This window comes from Streptococcus sp. LPB0220 (assembly GCF_008727815.1).
Lineage (GTDB): Bacteria > Bacillota > Bacilli > Lactobacillales > Streptococcaceae > Streptococcus.
In genome coordinates, this window is sequence record NZ_CP044230.1 from 64,357 (window position 1) to 82,060 (window position 17,704).

General features: G+C 41.6%; 21 protein-coding genes. 20 read left to right on the forward strand and 1 reads right to left on the reverse strand.

Annotation, left to right across the window (positions count from 1 at the left end):
• Positions 1-214 precede the first annotated feature (214 nt).
• The 5 genes from LPB220_RS00390 (at position 215) to LPB220_RS00410 (ending at position 3,162) form a co-directional block, all read left to right on the forward strand.
• Positions 215-763, forward strand: a complete 549-nt coding sequence (locus LPB220_RS00390; protein WP_150905010.1) for a hypothetical protein — start codon at positions 215-217, stop codon at positions 761-763.
• Between the two features lie 13 nt (positions 764-776).
• Positions 777-1,082 (forward strand): hypothetical protein, encoded by a 306-nt coding sequence (locus LPB220_RS00395; RefSeq protein ID WP_003002376.1) that lies wholly within the window; start codon positions 777-779, stop codon positions 1,080-1,082.
• Positions 1,082-1,405 carry a hypothetical protein gene (locus LPB220_RS00400; protein WP_003009394.1) on the forward strand — a complete coding sequence of 108 codons (324 nt, stop codon included), beginning with the start codon at positions 1,082-1,084 and terminating at the stop codon, positions 1,403-1,405. The genes LPB220_RS00395 and LPB220_RS00400 overlap by 1 nt, the downstream gene beginning before the upstream one ends.
• A gap of 159 nt (positions 1,406-1,564) precedes the next feature.
• Positions 1,565-2,617: a zinc-dependent alcohol dehydrogenase family protein gene (locus LPB220_RS00405; protein ID WP_049472663.1), complete on the forward strand. Its 1,053-nt coding sequence runs from the start codon at positions 1,565-1,567 to the stop codon at positions 2,615-2,617.
• Positions 2,618-2,775: 158 nt separating this feature from the next.
• Positions 2,776-3,162 (forward strand): ABC transporter permease, encoded by a 387-nt coding sequence (locus LPB220_RS00410; protein WP_150905011.1) that lies wholly within the window; start codon positions 2,776-2,778, stop codon positions 3,160-3,162.
• Positions 3,163-3,278: 116 nt separating this feature from the next.
• On the opposite strand, the gene LPB220_RS00415 is transcribed toward LPB220_RS00410, so the two are convergent.
• Positions 3,279-4,118, reverse strand: coding sequence for a MurR/RpiR family transcriptional regulator (locus LPB220_RS00415; protein ID WP_150905012.1), 840 nt, complete (start codon positions 4,116-4,118; stop codon positions 3,279-3,281).
• Positions 4,119-4,595: 477 nt separating this feature from the next.
• On the opposite strand from LPB220_RS00415, the gene LPB220_RS00420 reads away from it, so the two are divergent.
• The 15 genes from LPB220_RS00420 to LPB220_RS00490 all read left to right on the forward strand — a co-directional run bounded on the left by LPB220_RS00420 (position 4,596) and on the right by LPB220_RS00490 (position 17,704).
• Entirely contained in the window at positions 4,596-5,270 is a 675-nt protein-coding gene (locus LPB220_RS00420) for an N-acetylmannosamine-6-phosphate 2-epimerase (RefSeq protein ID WP_049483960.1), read from the forward strand.
• 16 nt (positions 5,271-5,286) lie between these two features.
• Positions 5,287-6,210 carry a dihydrodipicolinate synthase family protein gene (locus LPB220_RS00425; protein WP_150905013.1) on the forward strand — a complete coding sequence of 308 codons (924 nt, stop codon included), beginning with the start codon at positions 5,287-5,289 and terminating at the stop codon, positions 6,208-6,210.
• Positions 6,211-6,237: 27 nt separating this feature from the next.
• Positions 6,238-7,779 carry a sodium:solute symporter gene (locus LPB220_RS00430; protein WP_049483958.1) on the forward strand — a complete coding sequence of 514 codons (1,542 nt, stop codon included), beginning with the start codon at positions 6,238-6,240 and terminating at the stop codon, positions 7,777-7,779.
• Between the two features lie 25 nt (positions 7,780-7,804).
• Positions 7,805-8,263 carry a YhcH/YjgK/YiaL family protein gene (locus LPB220_RS00435; RefSeq protein WP_000587140.1) on the forward strand — a complete coding sequence of 153 codons (459 nt, stop codon included), beginning with the start codon at positions 7,805-7,807 and terminating at the stop codon, positions 8,261-8,263.
• 188 nt (positions 8,264-8,451) lie between these two features.
• Complete coding sequence (locus LPB220_RS00440) at positions 8,452-9,561, forward strand: Gfo/Idh/MocA family protein (RefSeq protein WP_000248712.1); 1,110 nt, start codon at positions 8,452-8,454, stop codon at positions 9,559-9,561.
• A 150-nt stretch (positions 9,562-9,711) separates the two neighbouring features.
• The gene (locus tag LPB220_RS00445; RefSeq protein WP_049483957.1) at positions 9,712-10,161 is read left to right on the forward strand and encodes a YhcH/YjgK/YiaL family protein; all 450 of its coding nucleotides are present in this window, start codon (positions 9,712-9,714) and stop codon (positions 10,159-10,161) included.
• Positions 10,162-10,374: 213 nt separating this feature from the next.
• Positions 10,375-11,211: a MurR/RpiR family transcriptional regulator gene (locus LPB220_RS00450; protein ID WP_061591041.1), complete on the forward strand. Its 837-nt coding sequence runs from the start codon at positions 10,375-10,377 to the stop codon at positions 11,209-11,211.
• Entirely contained in the window at positions 11,208-12,104 is an 897-nt protein-coding gene (locus tag LPB220_RS00455) for an ROK family protein (protein ID WP_150905014.1), read from the forward strand. Before LPB220_RS00450 ends, LPB220_RS00455 begins: the two co-directional genes overlap by 4 nt.
• A gap of 123 nt (positions 12,105-12,227) precedes the next feature.
• Positions 12,228-12,551 (forward strand): hypothetical protein, encoded by a 324-nt coding sequence (locus tag LPB220_RS00460; protein ID WP_150905015.1) that lies wholly within the window; start codon positions 12,228-12,230, stop codon positions 12,549-12,551.
• Positions 12,541-14,502 (forward strand): V-type ATP synthase subunit I, encoded by a 1,962-nt coding sequence (locus LPB220_RS00465; protein WP_150905016.1) that lies wholly within the window; start codon positions 12,541-12,543, stop codon positions 14,500-14,502. Before LPB220_RS00460 ends, LPB220_RS00465 begins: the two co-directional genes overlap by 11 nt.
• A 30-nt stretch (positions 14,503-14,532) precedes the next feature.
• Positions 14,533-15,012 carry a V-type ATP synthase subunit K gene (locus LPB220_RS00470; protein ID WP_003009435.1) on the forward strand — a complete coding sequence of 160 codons (480 nt, stop codon included), beginning with the start codon at positions 14,533-14,535 and terminating at the stop codon, positions 15,010-15,012.
• 70 nt (positions 15,013-15,082) lie between these two features.
• On the forward strand, positions 15,083-15,673 hold the full coding sequence (locus LPB220_RS00475; protein ID WP_150905017.1) for a hypothetical protein: 591 nt from the start codon (positions 15,083-15,085) through the stop codon (positions 15,671-15,673).
• A 9-nt stretch (positions 15,674-15,682) separates the two neighbouring features.
• Positions 15,683-16,702 (forward strand): V-type ATPase subunit, encoded by a 1,020-nt coding sequence (locus LPB220_RS00480; protein ID WP_150905018.1) that lies wholly within the window; start codon positions 15,683-15,685, stop codon positions 16,700-16,702.
• Positions 16,683-17,003, forward strand: coding sequence for a V-type ATP synthase subunit F (locus tag LPB220_RS00485; protein WP_003009443.1), 321 nt, complete (start codon positions 16,683-16,685; stop codon positions 17,001-17,003). The genes LPB220_RS00480 and LPB220_RS00485 overlap by 20 nt, the downstream gene beginning before the upstream one ends.
• Positions 17,000-17,704, forward strand: coding sequence for a GNAT family N-acetyltransferase (locus tag LPB220_RS00490; protein ID WP_150905019.1), 705 nt, complete (start codon positions 17,000-17,002; stop codon positions 17,702-17,704). The genes LPB220_RS00485 and LPB220_RS00490 overlap by 4 nt, the downstream gene beginning before the upstream one ends.

Genomic DNA, 17,704 nt, shown 5'->3' on the forward strand with positions numbered 1-17,704 from the left:
CTGAGGGATTGCCTGCCTTTTTTGCTTTTCAGACCTCCGAACCGTTTTTTCATAAAAAATTAGACTTTTTTTAAGAATCTGTGCTATTTTTATAGCATTACGGGCTAATTTATGATACCCTATAGTATGTGAATCTGCCTGTAGCTGAAGGGTTAGGATAGTTTTTCAGTTATAGGAAACGAGAAAACAAATCCAAGAAAGGAGGCCATCTCAAATGGAGTTAGAAGGTGAAGTGCAAGATCAGACACAGAAAATTATTGACATGCCCCAACGAGATCGGGCAACGTCCGCTTCAGAAAATCAGCCATCATCTGCTTCGGTGGTCTCCATGTATGGGCAGGAAAAGCCAAGCATTTCTAGCCTCCATCAGCAACTAGCGAGCGCGTCTGGGACCCAGACCATTCACTTGCGGGAGGAATTGGTGCTGGCGGTAGCGCAGAATGCTTCAGCGCAAGCAATTGTCTTTGAGGCAGAAGTCAAGGATAAGCTGGAAGAGGCTAAGGAGACGGTTTCTCATAAGGTCGCTGAGGTGTCTCAAATGGCCCACAGCATGGCCCAATTTTTAACAGACGCAGAAGTGGAGCAACTATTAGGAGAGTTCTCCATGGATACTTGTTGGGACCAAGCAGTAGAGGCGGAAAACCTCGCCCAAGCAAAGGCCTACTCCAATCGCTTGTCAGATTTGGCAGGTCAGCTGGAGGCTGCATCAGCTCAATTGGTGGACTTGGACAAGGGACAAGCGACGGCCTTTGATTTTTCATAAGTAGGAGAAAAAGATGTTAGAGATCCTGGGAGAGGACAGAGAACGAATTGAGGAGCTCCATCGAGAGATTAAAAAGGAGCAAGAGCGGATTGCGATCAGAAGTTTGATTGCAACGCAGAAAGCCTTGATGATGTTGGAAGGGATGAGTTTGCAGGTAACCTTGGGCGGTCAATCCGAAAAGATGCGCTCTTTTGCTACAACGACCCTAGTTAGTGATTTGAAAGATGGATTTACAGGAGGAGCAGCGGACGCGGTAGAAACAGCACTGAAATCAGTGAAGAAGCCGATTTTATTGAGTCCGATTAAAGGAGGTATGTGATGTACCATTCAGGAAATAGTGAATTAGAACAACTAGAAGATCGACATTACCGCTTCAATCAAAAGCTTAGCGAGTTGGAGTGGGATTATGCGGATATGCGTATGGATGTCCGCCAACATACAGAAAATTTAGTAGACTGGCTGAGTGCCTTGCATTTTCAAGCCCCAAGTGCGGAGGCTCAAAGTGGCTTGGAGCGTTTATTTGCCTTGCAAGAAGAGTTTGAGGCAGAACTTAAGCGCTATGAAGAGCGTTTAGAAGAAGAACGTGAGCGCGAGCAGCAAGAGTACTACAAGCAGCGTCAACAATTAGAACAAGGTGATTGAAACATTCCTCTGGTAGAGATAAGAGGAATGTTTTTGTTTGCTCAAAAACTTTTAAAAATGTGCCTGTAAATTCTTGCAAGCGCTTACTTAGTATGTTATAATATTCACAAAGAAACGAAAATAAAATGGTTTTATCAAACCAACAAAAAGGAGTCGCTTATGAAAGCTGCAACTTATGTATCTGCAGGCAATCTGCAACTGCTGGATCAACCAAAACCAGTGATCAAAAATCCAACGGATGCCATTGTGCGTGTCTTGAAGACAACCATCTGTGGGACAGACCTTCACATCCTAGGAGGAGATGTGCCAGCTTGTAAAGAAGGCACGATTTTAGGCCACGAAGGAATCGGGATCGTCGAAGAAGTCGGCGATGCAGTGAATAACTTCAAGGTGGGCGACAAGGTCATTATCTCTTGTGTCACAGCTTGTAATACCTGCTACTACTGTAAACGTAGTTTGCCTTCTCACTGTGAAGATGGTGGTTGGATTTTGGGTCACTTAATCAATGGGACCCAAGCAGAGTATGTCCACATTCCACATGCGGATGGTAGTCTTTATCATGCGCCTGAAACTGTGGATGACGAAGCTTTGGTCATGCTCTCAGATATTCTCCCAACGTCTTATGAAATTGGGGTGCTTCCATCTCATGTAAAACCAGGCGATAATGTCTGTATCGTTGGAGCTGGTCCAATCGGCCTTGCTGCTCTCTTGACCGTTCAGTTCTTCTCACCTGCTACGATTATCATGGTGGACTTGTCTGAATCTCGTCTTGAAGCGGCTAAGAAATTTGGGGCAACTCATACCATCTGCTCCAGTGATATCGCTGAAATCAAAGCCTTTATCAATGAAGTGACGGACGGCCGTGGGGTCGATATTTCTATGGAATGTGTGGGCTATCCTGCTACTTTTGATGTCTGCCAAAACGTCATCTCTGTCGGTGGTCACATCGCCAATGTCGGTGTCCACGGGAAACCGGTTAGCTTCAATTTGGATGATTTGTGGATCAAGAACATTACTCTTAACACCGGTCTTGTCAATGCCAATACCACTGAAATGTTGCTCAATGTCTTGAAATCAGGCAAGATCGATGCTACTAAGCTCATCACCCACCACTTCAAACTCTCAGAAGTTGAAAAAGCCTATGATGTCTTTAAACATGCGGGTGAAAACCATGCACTCAAGGTGATTATCGAAAATGACATCAGTGAATGAAGTGGCAACTAATATTTGTTCATAGTTTTTTTAGATGGACCAGAGATATTCTGGTCCTATTTTCAACCCCAAAAAGCCAATGATTCCTTGCAAAATAAATTTGTTGTCTTATAATATAAGTACAGAAAACGATTACATAAAGAGAAAGGTGTGATCTTATGAAACGGTTTTGTTATCATCATGAATTCTGGATGGACTTCCATTTCTGGATCTTGGTCTTGCTTTTAGCGGCTGTGGCTTTGACGATGCGGGCTCCGCTTTCGGTAGTTAGCCTAGCTTATCTTGCTTTTGTTGGGATTTTGATCTTGCTGCAGGTCTTTCAACCGCCTGTATCGACGCGTCAGTATCCAGAAGGTAGCTACCATTTCAATTGGACCTTTTATCGGGATACCCGACTGTATATCGATCTCTTTTTACTAGCTGGTCTCTTGGCAGGCCCAATGGCTTCATCGGATATGGTCTATTGGATCTTGCTTGGAGCCGTCGTCGGCTCTATTGGCTTTGTATTTGTCGTAAAGGAAAAAGCAACTCAAAAGATGGCCTAGGTAGATGAGATGGTTTCAATATTATAGAGTAGAAATACTTCTTTAGAATAATCAAAAAAACCAAGAAGGATGAGTTTTATCTCATCCTTCTTGGTTTTTTAAATAGGGAGACCATATTAAGATTTTCGAGAACGTTGACTAGAGAGTTTTTTGTTTTCCCAGTAGCTATTAAAAACGATTTCTTTTTGTTCTCGGTTGATATTAAGAAAATGGGCATAGATGAGATCGACCACAATTAGTAAGGGGAGAACCGCCGAGATGCGATCGATATAGGTATTGCTTGGAAGAGGTGCAGCTGGCACCACTTCAGTGAAATCTTGGTGGATACCAGCAGGATTGGCAGTTACAAGGACTGTTTTTGCGCCGTTTTTCTTGGCTTTCAACATAGTATCTGTAATTGCGCATGTCTTGCCTGATAAGGAAAATCCAATGACTAAGCAGGAGGAATCTAGAATGCTGGTGGTCTGATTAAATCCGTCTTGATTAGTCACGACTTCCCCTGCCACACCAAGTCGCATAAGGCGCAATTTCATCTCCCGAGCCACCAAGCTGGAACTTCCAATCCCGAAGTAATAGATCCGATCTGCTTGATCAATTAAATCTGCTACATGCTCTAATTGGGGATCTTTGACGAAATTTTCAGTGACATTACTGATATGGTGGTATCGTTGCAAGACACTCAGCGTCAGCTCGTCATGTTCTTGTACCTGTTTTTGATTTTTGGTTTCTTCGTTAAAGTGATAAACAAATTCCCGATAGCCGGTGAAACCACATTTTTGAGAGAAACGCGTTAAGGCAGCCTTTGAGACATGGAGTAGCTCAGTTACACGAGAAGAGGACAGAGAGTGCTGTCGTGCTTCGGATGATAAAAAATATTGGGCAATGTCGCGTTCCATATCCGTTAACTCAGCTTCATGGCTGGCGATAATGGTTCGTAAATCTTGATCTTGTTTCACAGCAATCCTCCTTTCTCACAGGATGAAATAACAGGATGCTCCTATAATATATTACACATTATAACATGGAGACACCCTTTTATTCAAGTAAAAGCAAGTAAAATACATTGAAACTAGTATCAGTATTTAAAGGGTGAAATAATAATTTTAAAAGTGCTCAAAAGACTAAATTTACTTTCAGAAATAGAAGGCTAAAAATAGAGATCATAAAATTGTAGCTATAAGAAATAAATAGGAAAGTAAGGTAATGTTGTGAAAGAACCCATTCTCATAGCTTGATAAGAAAGAGCCTTTATAAATAACATAAAGTATTTGTATAATAAATAAAATAGGTATACAATAAAAATATAGGAATTACTAGGATTTTTTAGAAAGTACTTTCTAATTATAGGGAAAGTATTGAAAATACATATTTAAAGTATTATGATTAATGGTGTAAGAGCTTACAAACTAAAAAAAGAAGCAGGTGATTAAATCATGGAAGAGTTACGGCATAAGCTGATTGTTTCGTGTCAAGCTCTACCAGACGAACCATTGCATAGTGATTTTATTATGGCTCGTATGGCAGTAGCTGCCGAGGAGGGCGGAGCATCTGGAATTCGCGCCAATTCTGTTGTTGATATTGCAGCGATTCGAAAAGCGGTGGATTTACCGATCATTGGGATCATAAAACGAGATTACGTAGATGCAGATGTTTATATCACGGCAACTATGAAAGAGGTAGATGAACTCATGACGGTTCGTCCGGATATCATTGCGATAGATGCCACAACCTCTACACGACCAAATGGCGAAAGCTTAGAAGATTTTTTCCAAAAAGTAAAGAAAAAATATCCGGATCAATTGTGGATGGCAGATTGTTCTACTATTGATGAAATGCTTACGGCTGACCAATTAGGTTTTGATTATATTGGGACAACATTGGTAGGCTATACCAAGCAAAGTAAGGGCGATAAAATCGAATCAAATGACTTTGAAATTATTCGCAAAGCTCTTAGTAAACTATCTCATCCATTAATTGCAGAAGGTAACATAGATACCCCTGATAAAGTCCATAGGGTATTGGAGTTAGGTGCCTATAGTGTTGTCGTAGGTTCAGCTATTACACGTCCACAATTAATTACAAAAAAATTTGTAGAAGCAACAAAATAAAGAAAGAGGTTTCCAAATGACAAATACAAATTTGAAGAAATATGAAGGTGTTATTCCAGCGTTTTATGCTTGCTATGATGAAAATGGTGAAGTGAGCCCAGAAAGAGTACGTGCTTTGGCTCAATACCATATTGATAAAGGAGTACAAGGGGTTTATTTCAACGGATCTTCTGGAGAATGTATTTATCTTAGTGTTGAAGATCGTAAGCTGATTTTAGAGAATGTAATGGCGGTCGCTAAAGGAAAACTAACTGTTATTGCCCACGTCGCATGTAACAATACCAAAGATAGCGTTGAACTTGCAAAGCATGCTGAAAGTCTTGGAGTAGATGCTATTGCTGCTATCCCACCTATTTACTTCCGTCTTCCTGCCTATTCGATTGCTCGCTATTGGAATGACATGAGCAAGGCTGCACCAAATACAGATTTTATCATTTATAATATTCCGCAACTGTCTGGTACCACCCTCACACGCGACCTGTATGCTGAAATGCGCAAGAATCCACGGGTGATCGGGGTGAAAAATTCATCTATGCCAACACAAGATATTCAAATGTTTGTAGCTGATGGAGGAGATGACCATATTGTCTTTAATGGACCAGATGAACAGTTCATTAGTGGCCGCGTTATTGGTGCAAAAGCTGGAATTGGTGGTACTTACGGGGTGATGCCTGATTTGTTCTTAAAATTAAATGAATTGATCAAAGAATCCGATTTTGAAACAGCTAAAGAATTGCAATATGCGATCAATGATGTCATTTATAAGATGGTCAGTGGTCGAGCAAATCTTTATGCAGTGATCAAAGAAATTCTCCGTCTAAATGAAAAATTAGATCTTGGTTCTGTAAGAGCCCCACTCGAACCCTTGCATGAAGAAGATCTGGCAATTGCAAAAGAAGCAGCAGAACTTATTCAACAAGCACGAAAAGAATTTTTATAATAAATAAAATCAATATGGAGATATGTTATGGGCACAACAGGATTTACAATAATTGACTTAATTATCTTGATTGTTTATTTACTTGTGGTATTGGTTGCAGGTATCTATTTCTCTAAAAAAGAGATGAAAGGAAAAGAGTTCTTTAAAGGAGATGGTTCGGTTCCTTGGTATGTTACTTCGGTATCCATTTTTGCCACAATGCTCAGTCCGATTTCCTTCTTGGGACTCGCTGGTAACTCTTATGCAGGTAGCTGGATTTTATGGTTTGCTCAATTAGGGATGGTTGTAGCTGTTCCACTGACAATTCGTTTTATCTTACCTATCTTTGCACGGATAGACATCGATACGGCATATGATTACTTGGATAAACGTTTTAATTCTAAAGCACTTCGTATTATTTCAGCACTCTTGTTTATTATTTATCAATTGGGACGTATGTCTATCATTATGTACCTCCCATCAGCTGGTTTATCAGTATTGACAGGAATTGACATCAATATTTTGATTATTTTGATGGGTGCAATTGCAATTGTTTATTCTTATACTGGTGGTCTAAAATCCGTATTATGGACAGACTTTATTCAAGGTGTGGTTCTGATTAGTGGTGTCGTTGTAGCTTTATTTGTACTGATGGCTAATATTAAAGGTGGCTTTGGTGCAGTAGCAGAAACATTAGCAAACGGGAAATTCCTTGCTGCAAATGAAAAACTTTTCGATCCTAACTTGCTTTCAAACTCCATCTTCTTAATTGTGATGGGTTCAGGCTTTACAATCTTGTCTTCCTATGCTTCATCTCAAGATTTGGTTCAACGTTTTACTACAACACAAAATATTAAGAAACTTAATAAAATGTTGTTCACAAATGGTGTCTTGTCACTTGCAACTGCAACAGTCTTTTACTTGATCGGTACAGGCTTGTACGTATTCTATCAAGTACAAAATGCAGGTAGTGCAGCTAGCAATATCCCTCAAGACCAAATCTTTATGTACTTTATTGCATACCAGTTACCAGTAGGTGTCACAGGTTTGATCTTGGCAGCGATTTATGCAGCAGCTCAATCAACTATTTCAACAGGTTTGAACTCTGTTGCAACTTCATGGACATTGGATATTCAAGATGTCATTTCTAAAAATATGTCAGACGATCGTCGTACGAAAATTGCACAATTCGTATCTCTAGCAGTAGGTTTATTCTCAATTGTTGTTTCCATTATCATGGCTCATTCAGATATTAAATCTGCATACGAATGGTTCAATAGTTTCATGGGACTTGTACTTGGTCTACTTGGTGGTGTATTCATTCTTGGTTTTGTTTCTAAAAAAGCAAATAAACAAGGTGCTTATGCAGCGCTGATTGTATCAACCATCGTTATGGTATTTATTAAATACTTCCTTCCTCCAACAGCTGTTAGCTACTGGGCATATTCATTGATTTCAATTTCTGTATCAGTAGTTTCAGGTTATATTGTATCTGTTCTTACTGAAAATAAAGTATCTGCACCTAAATATACAACGATTTATGATATTTCAGAAATTAAAGCGGATTCAAGTTGGGAAGTTCGTCACTAGTCACTAATAGAAAAGAGAAAATAATATGATTATTTCTGAACAATCTGATTTTAGACGATATGCTTCTGTCAATAAACATTTTTCAAAAGTCTGTGATTTTTTAGAAAATACAAATTTGACAGATTTAGTTGATGGAAAAATTGATATTGACGGGGAAAATGTTTTTGCAAATTGTATGACTTATCTAGCTGATGGAGTCCCAGGAGATATTTTTGAAACTCATAAGAAATATTTAGATATTCATATTGTTGTTGAAAATACGGAAAAAATGGCAGTAACTTCCCCAGTTCGTGCTCAGTCACGTGTACCTTTTAGCGAAGAGAAGGATATTGCTTTTTACGATAGCAAAGACTATCAAATTGTTGAATTGCTTCCAGGGAATATGTTGGTGACTTTTGAAGAAGATCTTCACCAACCAAAGATTCATTGCAATGATGAAACTGTTAAAAAACTTGTTATCAAAGTTTTAAACGAGGAAAAATAAAATGAAAAAAATATTAAACAATATGTAACCTTAGGTACTGTATTGGATTGATGTTTGAAAAATTTGATTCATGGTATCGTAATGAACTTCATATGAAAAATGTTGTACCATATATAACATTTAAGATTGAAGATTTGAAAAAGAATTAAAGCTGAAATTTAAAAATATATAGAAAGAGAATAAAAATTATGGTAAATTACGGTATTGTTGGAGCTGGATATTTTGGAGCTGATTTGGCTCGCTCAATGAACAAAATTGAAGATGCAAAAGTGGTTGCGGTATTTGACCCAAATCATGGAGAAGAAGTTGCTCAAGAGTTGGGATCAGATGTTTGTGCAAGTTTAGATGAACTTGTAGCACGTGAAGATATTGATTGTGTGATCGTAGCTTCACCTAGCTACCTTCACCGTGAACCTGTTGTGAAAGCTGCTCAACATGGCAAACACGTATTTTGTGAAAAGCCAATTGCATTGTCTTATGAAGATTGTAAAGCCATGGTTGACGCATGTAAAGAAAATAATGTTATCTTTATGGCTGGTCACATCATGAACTTCTTTAATGGTGTACACCATGCTAAAGAATTGATTACTCAAGGTAAAATCGGTAAAGTTCTTTATTGCCATGCCGCTCGTACAGGTTGGGAAGAACAACAACCAACTGTATCATGGAAGAAACTTCGTTCTCAATCTGGAGGACATTTGTACCACCATATTCATGAATTAGATTGCATTCAGTTCATCATGGGAGGACTTCCTGAAAAAGCGACAATGGTAGGAGGCAATGTATATCATAAAGGTGAAAACTTTGGTGATGAAGATGATATGCTCATTGTAAACCTAGAATACTCTGATGATCGTTATGCTGTTTTGGAATATGGTAATGCTTTCCGTTGGGGTGAACACTACGTCTTGATTCAAGGAACTGAAGGAGCTATCAAACTTGACTTGTTCAATACTGGAGGTACTCTTCGTGTTAAAGGTGAAGGAGAATCACACTTCTTAGTACATGAAACTCAAGAGGAAGATGATGACCGTACAGCTATCTATACCGGTCGTGGTATGGATGGAGCAATTGCGTACGGTAAACCAGGAGTACGTTGCCCATTATGGTTACAAACATGTATTGATAAAGAAATGGAATATCTACATGACATCATTAAAGGTGGAGAAATTACAGAAGAATACGAAAAACTTCTCAATGGTGTAGCTGCTTTAGAATCAATCGCTACCGCTGATGCATGTACTTTATCAGTTAAAGAAGATCGAAAAGTAAGTCTTTCAGAAATCACAAATGCTTAACTATTGTAAAACAGAATAGTAAATTCTTGTCATTTTATAGGCTATTGATACGATAAGAAAATAAGGCCCTATTTCAATGAATAAGAGCAATCAGAAGATGTTGCTTGCTATTTCTAAGAAGCCCAGGTTGAATTCGAAAGGAGTTCCAGTATGGAATTAGTACAATATAAAGATGCAGTGATTGCACGGGACATTCAACACCCTGCACTCAAGAAAGTTGTAGATTATTTAAAAACACATGATGTCAGTCAAGATGAAAAGGGGACACATTCAGTCTCTGATGATTTCTTTTACAATGTGATTGAAATGGAAACAACGGATGAAGAACATCGTGTGTGGGAAAGTCACCGAGACTACTATGACGTTCATGTTCTATTCGAAGGTAAAGAACGAATCTCATATAATTTTCTGTCCAATATGAACTTGGAAGATTATGTGAAAGAAGAGGATTGGCAACAAATGTCTGGCCATTCGATGTTTGATATTCATTTTACACCTGGTGCCATTTTATTATTAGATCCAAATGATGCGCATAAGACAGGTTTGAAAGTCGATCAGGCTCAAGATATTCGCAAGATAGTATTTAAAGTGCGGTTATAGCGCGCATTATTCATTCTTTTCATTCCGAGCGGGAGAAATAGAACAATTTTTGAGAGAAGGATCTTGTTATCATCTAGTCACTGATTTCTCTCATTGAGTGGATCGAAAGGTCCTATAAGATGATGGATGTTCTCATGAATTGTTAATGGAGGTTGGAGACTATTCCCAGCCTCTTTCCCCGTTTTTAGAAGATGTTGTCAGAGTGGAGGAGAAATGGTTACATTAGAAAAAAGTATACAACCTGTCATTGAGTCAGTCTATGAAAGCTTAACAGATTTAGAAAAGAAAATAGCTGACTATTTTTTATCTGATCATGTCATGCAAGATGATTTATCTGCAAAATCAGTGGCTAAACGATTGTATGTTTCCCTCTCTTCTTTGACAAGATTTGCTAAGAAGTGTGGGTTCACAGGATATCGTCAATTTGTTTATGAATTTGAGGAGTCAAATCAGGACATTCAAAATGTTAGTCGACATATTACAAAAAGTGTCTTATCTGATTATGGAGAGTTGTTAAATAAGACTTTTTCTTTGATTGATGAAGAACAGTTATTACGTGTTAGTCGGATGTTAGACAAGGCTAAGCGGGTCTATATATACGGAATTGGAAGTTCAGGTCTTGTAGCGCGTGAGATGGAATTTCGCTTTATGAGGCTGGGAATGATTTGTAAGGCTATTACCGATGACCACATGATACGAGTCAATGAGGTCATGCTGGATGATGAGTGTCTGGTTATTGGAATTTCGTTATCCGGTGAGACAAAAGAAATTCTGGATGCTGTGTATCAAGCAAAGCAAAAAGGTTCTAGGACTGTTCTAATAACATCGAAAATAAGTGCGTTTTTAAAAGGGCGGTGTGATGAACTGGTGTCTGTGGCAGTAAAGGAAAGTTTGCCCCAAGGTACGCTCATATCACCACAATTCCCAGTCTTAGTTGTAGTCGATATTTTTTATGCCTATTATGTTGACTTGGATAGAGAGAGAAGGAATCATATATTCACCAATACACTTTCGGCCCTCAATTTACATAAAACGGAGGATGAACAATGAATATTTTAGGGATCGACATTGGAGGTACATCTATTAAGTCGGATGTATATAATGAAGATGGCAATGCTTTGGGACATTTTTCAGAACAGAGAACCAATATATGCCATGAGAACCAAACAAATGGTATACTGGATCAAATTTGTGACCTCATTGCTGGCTATCAATCTATTATTGACTTAGATGGAGTTGCTATTTCGACAGCAGGTGTGGTCGACAGCCAATTAGGGAAAATCGTATATGCAGGTTACACCATTCCTTCTTACAGTGGGACTGATTTTTCCAGCGAGATTCAGAAACGATTTTCCATCCCCGTTACAGTAGAAAATGATGTCAATTGTGCCTTGTTAGGAGAAATATGGAAAGGTGCAGCCAGAAATAGCCATTCTACTGTTATGATTACGGTTGGGACCGGTATTGGTGGTGGAATTTTCACCAATGAACAAATCTTATCCGGGCATAATTTTACAGCAGGTGAAATCGGATATTTACCGATTGGGAATACAGATTGGCAATCCTTAGCGTCTGCGTCAGCACTCGTTCAGATGTATGAGGAAGCATCTGGCTTACACCATCAAACCGGTAAAACTTTTTTTGAGGCGGTGGATAAGAGTGAACCAGTTGCTTTGAAGGTCTTAGAAACATACGTTTATCATCTGGCACAAGGATTGGTTACTCTTTCTTATGTCTTAAATCCAGAGAAAATGATTTTAGGAGGTGGCATCTTTGCTCGCTCAGATGTTTTGCTGCCTCTGTTGCAAAATGAGTTGTATCATGCGGTTCAGGACCAACGATTCTTACCGCGAGAAATTGTAACGGCTACATTAGGAAATGAAGCAGGAAGATTGGGAGCAGTAGCCAAATTTTTAATGGATCAGGGGAAGAACTTGTCTTAAAAAACGGTCGTTTTAGGAGTGATCGATCCCTAAATCCCCGAACAAAACTATGTAAAATATGGTATAATTTAAGATAATTGTACTGTTGTTGGAAGAACAATGGTTGAATAAGGAGGTGTGACGATGTCGAATGCAACACTCGAGATGATGCAAGAGATCGAGCAAGCTGCTCAGGCCGTGATCGTAGGCTATGAAGCTCAAGTCGAACAAATCCGAACGGATTCACGCGATCGCCTTGCAACAGTGGCACAGCATTACGATGAGGAAACCAAGCAATTGGTCACAGAGGCAGAAAAAAACGCCCAGGAAAAACTCGTCCGTTTAACGAAAGATCTGAAAGAAACGGTTGCGCGCAATGATGCCAAAGTACAGCAAGCGATGACCGATAAGCGAGCTGGGTTAGTTGAAGCCATTGTAGAAAAGGTGGTAGCAAGCTATGGCCGTTAGTCAGATGCAAAAACTGTCTCTCATCTTGCCCAAAGATGACTTGGACGGTCTCCTACTAGCGCTGCAGTCTGAGGCGAAAATCCAGATTTATGACCTCAGTGAGCATGAAGAATGGCAGGCTGCCTTTGAGGCAAATACCTTGTCTCAACCCTTGACAGAGGACAATCGTCAAGCCTTGGTAGAGCTACAAAAACGTCAAGAACAAGTCGAAAAAATGATTCAGACTCTAGAGCGCTACATGCCTGAGAAAAAGGCCCTGCAAGCTCTGAAGGAAGAACCTTTAAGTTTGTCTTTTGATGATCTGCAGGCCCACGGGATGATTCGAGACGAGGATCTTCTATTGACCAAGTTGAAACGCCAAATGCGCGTGTTAGACAAGGCTCGCCAGAAGATTGCAGATGCAAAGGGAGAGATCGAACGCTTAGAAAAATGGCGACCGTTAGAGGTGACACCAACAGCCCTTGCTACCTTTCACTATGTGCATGGTTTGATTGGGACCATCCCTAATAGCGATACAGACGCTGTTCGTTCTTCTTTAAAAGCTCATCCTGAGCTGGAGTTAGAAGAAGTCTTTACGTCTGAAACCGAACACGGCTATGTCATCTTGTATCGTTCGGGAGACCGTGTAGCTGTTCAGGAGCTTCTGGAAGAACATGGGTTCAAAGAATTGGACTATGAAGAAGAGCAAGTCCCAGCCGCTTACTTAGATCGCCTAGAAGGGGAAATCAAAGAGCAGGAAGCTGTCGTTGCAGCAACCCTAGCAGAGTTACAAAACTCCCAGAAGGAGTTGGACCAACTCAAGTATCAGATGGATTACTTGTTGAGCTTGGGAGCTCGTGAGGAAGTCAAGTCACTGCTAGCCAGCACGCAAAGTTTGGTAGCCTTAGAGGGTTGGATTGAAACATCCCAAGTGGCATCGTTACGAGATTTCTTGCAGCAAGGTTTTGGTTCTCGGGCCCTATTAGAAACGCGCGATGTGACAGAAAAAGATTGGGATGACGTTCCGATCCAGTTGCGAAATAGTGCCTTGGTAGAGCCCTTTGAATTAGTCACAGAGATGTACGCCCTGCCTAAGTATTACGAGAAAGATCCGACACCGATCGTTTCGCTCTTCTACTTTGTATTCTTTGGCATGATGGTCGCAGATATCGGTTATGGGCTCTTGCTAACGGTAGCGACAGGGTTTGCCCTTAAAGCCTTTAAGCTCAAGCCTGGGACAGCCAAGAACCTTCGGTTCTTCAGTCTTCTTGGAATTTCCGTTGCCCTTTGGGGTGTGGTCTATGGCTCTTTCTTTGGATTTGAGATGCCTTTTGCCCTGATCAGTACGACCAGCAACGCTATGACCATCCTGATCCTCTCAGTGGTCTTTGGTTTTGTCACTGTCTTAGTGGGACTGTTCCTAGGGGGGATGAAAAATGTCCGCCTCAAAGACTACACGGAAGCCTATAATGCGGGCTTTGCTTGGGTTTTGATCCTACTTGGTTTAATGCTTCTAGCTGTAGGCAATATCTTGCCAGGAATGAGCCTTCTAGTTCCGATCGGCAAGTGGCTAGCTATTTTGAATGCCATTGGGATCTTGATTGTTTCCATTGTCAGTGCCAAGAAGCTATCCGGTTTAGCGTCTGGTCTCTTTAACCTCTACAATGTTAGTGGCTATGTCGGAGACTTGGTCAGCTTCACCCGTTTGATGGCCTTGGGCTTGTCTGGAGCGAGTATCGGTTCGGCCTTCAACCTCATTGTCAATCTCTTCCCACCGCTTGGACGGTTTACGGTAGGGCTTCTGCTCTTTATCGTTCTACATGCCATTAATATGTTCCTGTCCTTCTTGTCAGGATATGTGCATGGAGCCCGTTTGATCTTTGTGGAGTTCTTCGGTAAGTTCTACGAAGGAGGAGGCAAGCCATTTCGTCCTCTCAAACCTTCTGAACGCTATATTAAAACAAAAAAATAAGTATTATCTTTAATAAATAGGAGTATATTCATGGAATCTTTAGCATCATATTTTTCAGCCCATGGGGGCGCCTTCTTTGCAGCATTTGGTGTGGCGATCGCCGTTGCACTTAGTGGAATGGGATCTGCCCTTGGGGTTGGTAAAACGGGTCAAGCAGCAGCAGCGCTCTTGAAAGAACAACCTGAAAAATTTGCCCAAGCCTTGATTTTGCAATTGTTGCCAGGTACACAAGGTTTGTACGGTTTCGTTATCGGGATCTTGATCTGGTTGCAAATTAAGCCAGATATGCCACTTGAAACAGGGGTTGCTTACTTCTTTACAGCTCTTCCAGTTGCGATCGTTGGTTATTTCTCAGCCAAACACCAAGGAAATGTTGCGACAGCAGGGATGCAAATCTTGGCCAAACGCCCTGAAGACATGATGAAAGGGGTTATCCTTGCGGCCATGGTTGAAACCTACGCCATCTTGGCCTTCGTTGTGTCCTTCCTATTGACCCTACGCGTCGGCTAAGAGCTAGCTTTGATGGATTCGCCTCGCGAGGCGAAAAACACAAGACGCATGCAATAGGAGAAAAAACGATATGGATGAACAAACCCAATTAAAGGATTCGATCTTGGCCCAAGCCCATGAAAAAGGGCGTAAACTCTTAGAAGAGGCCAAGGAAACCATCCTAAAAGAAGAGACTGCGCTAGAAGAGCGTTTGATTCAAGACAAACTCAATCAACGCTCCGAGCAGCTCAAGCGGATTCAACGTCAATTGCAACGTGAAACCCAACAAATCGAAAATAAAAAACGCCAATCCACCCTTGTCACCAAGCAACGAGTCTTAAAGGATCTCTTTGCGGATGCTTATGAAGCGATGGCGGCTTGGCCCCTTGAAAAGGAAATGCAGTTTGTAGATGCGGTCTTAGAGCGCTATCAGGGACAAGTTGTGACCCTGACCTTTGGGGCGGTGAGCGCTGCTAAATTTGATTCAGCAGCTCTCGAGAGATTGAAGCAGACGCATCAGAATGTGACAGTTGCAGATGCAACGATCCCAGCTCAAGCAGGCTTTGTCTTGTCGGTTGGGAAGATTGATGACAACTATCTCTACCGTGATTTGGTGGATTCCATTTGGGAGCAAGAAAGCTACCAGATGGCAGCCAGCATTTTCACAGATGAAGAGAACTAGGAGGTTGCAATGAGCGAACGGACCTATTCTCAAGTCAATACAGGAATCAGCGTACGTGAGGCTAGTTTTCTCAGTCCCAGTCAGTTCGAGCAGTTGCTTGCAAGTCCCTCAAGCGAGAGCCGAGAAGGCTTGCTACAAGGAACACCTTATGCTTTAGACAGCCACGAGATCAAGGATTTATCAGCCCTTGAAGCCCGCCTGATGGCAGCCTTGTTGGCAGAATACCAATGGGCTTTTGAGGTAAGCCCTCAGCCAGACTTGGTTAGCCTGTTTACCTTGAAATACACCTATCATAATCTCAAGGTTTGTCTGAAACACAAGGCAACAGAGCGCAAGTTGGGGCACTTATTGATCCCTATCGGTCCTTATTCTCTCGATGTGCTCGAGCATTTGGTGGCGACCTTTTCTGCGGAGCATTGTCCGGCCTTTATGGCGGAAGAAGTGGCTGCAACCTGGCAAGAATTCCAAGACTATCAGGACTTGCGGGTCCTCGAAATCGGGATGGACTTAGCTTATTTTAAACACCTGAGATACTTAGGGGACAGCCTAGATCATCCGATTCTGAAGCAGTTGGTGGACGTGACCATTGACTTTTACAATGCGATTACGGTCAAGCGGGCCTTGGATCAGCAAAAACCGCATAGTTTTATGCACCAATTGCTCTCAGATGAAGGAAGCCTCAGTGCCCATCAGGTGATCGACCTGTTAGAATCCGGTCAATGGTTGACCTGGTTTTATCAAGTTAATCCGCTGGACTACGATCTCGCCTTAGAGACTTATGAAGAAAAGATGCGCACCGGCCAACTAAAGACCGTAGAGTTGGAGTATTTAGAGAGTTTGGTGAAATTCAGTCTTCTAGACGCTGGCCGTTTTGAAGTCGATGGACCACTCCCTCTTGTTCGTTATCTTTACGGAAAAGAGTTAGAGGTGACCAACCTTCGTTTGGTCCTCTCTGGTTTGGACAATGGTTTCCCGCTAGCAGAAATCAAAGAAAGGATGAGACCGATTTATGGACAAACAGACCTATAAGATCGCCGTTGTGGGCAATCGGGACGCCATCCTTCCTTTTCGCCTGATTGGCTTTCAAACCTATCCGGTCACAGAGCCACAAGAAGCGATCAATACCTTGCGAAAACTCAGTCGGGAAAACTTCGGGATTATCTACCTGACAGAGGATATTGCTCAGGCCATTCCAGATACAGTAGCTTTTTACGACCAGCAGCTGACACCAGCTCTGATCCTTATCCCGACCCATAGAGGGACTACAGGACTGGGCCAACAGCGGATTCGTGATAATGTCGAAAAAGCAGTAGGACAGGATATTTTATGAGAACAAATGAATTTGGCCAAGCGATTGGCGATGCACTGCCGGATTTTACACCGGGGCTTCTGCCAGCTATTGAGCGGATCGAAGGTCGCTATACCGTGATCGAGCGCCTCTCAAAAGAAAAACATGGAGCAGATCTTTATCAGGTCTACGGGCCGGACTCTCCAGCAGCGATGTGGACCTTTCTGTTCAAAGGCCCTGCCCGCAATGAGGAGGAGTGGGACCGCTTATTAGATGATCTCATGACAGCCCAAGGTCGCTTTTACTATGCGATTGTAGACAAAGATTCAGGCAAGGCTTTGGGGACTTTCTCTCTCATGCGGATCGATCAAGCCAATCGGGTGATCGAAGTTGGAGCAGTGACCTACTCACCAGCGCTCCAAAAGACACGCATGGCTACGGAAGCCCAGTATCTGTTAGCGCGCTACGTGTTTGAAGATTTAGGCTACCGCCGTTATGAGTGGAAATGCGATGCCTTAAACCAAGCATCTCGCAAAGCAGCTGAGCGCTTAGGCTTCACCTATGAAGGCTGTTTCCGTCAGGCTGTTGTTTATAAAGGTCGTACCCGTGATACAGACTGGTTGTCCATCATTGACCAAGAATGGCCAGCTATCAAACAGCGCTTCGAAGCCTGGTTGGATCCAAGCAATTTCGATGCCAATGGCCAACAAAAGCAATCTCTAAGAGAGATAGCACAAAAGTAA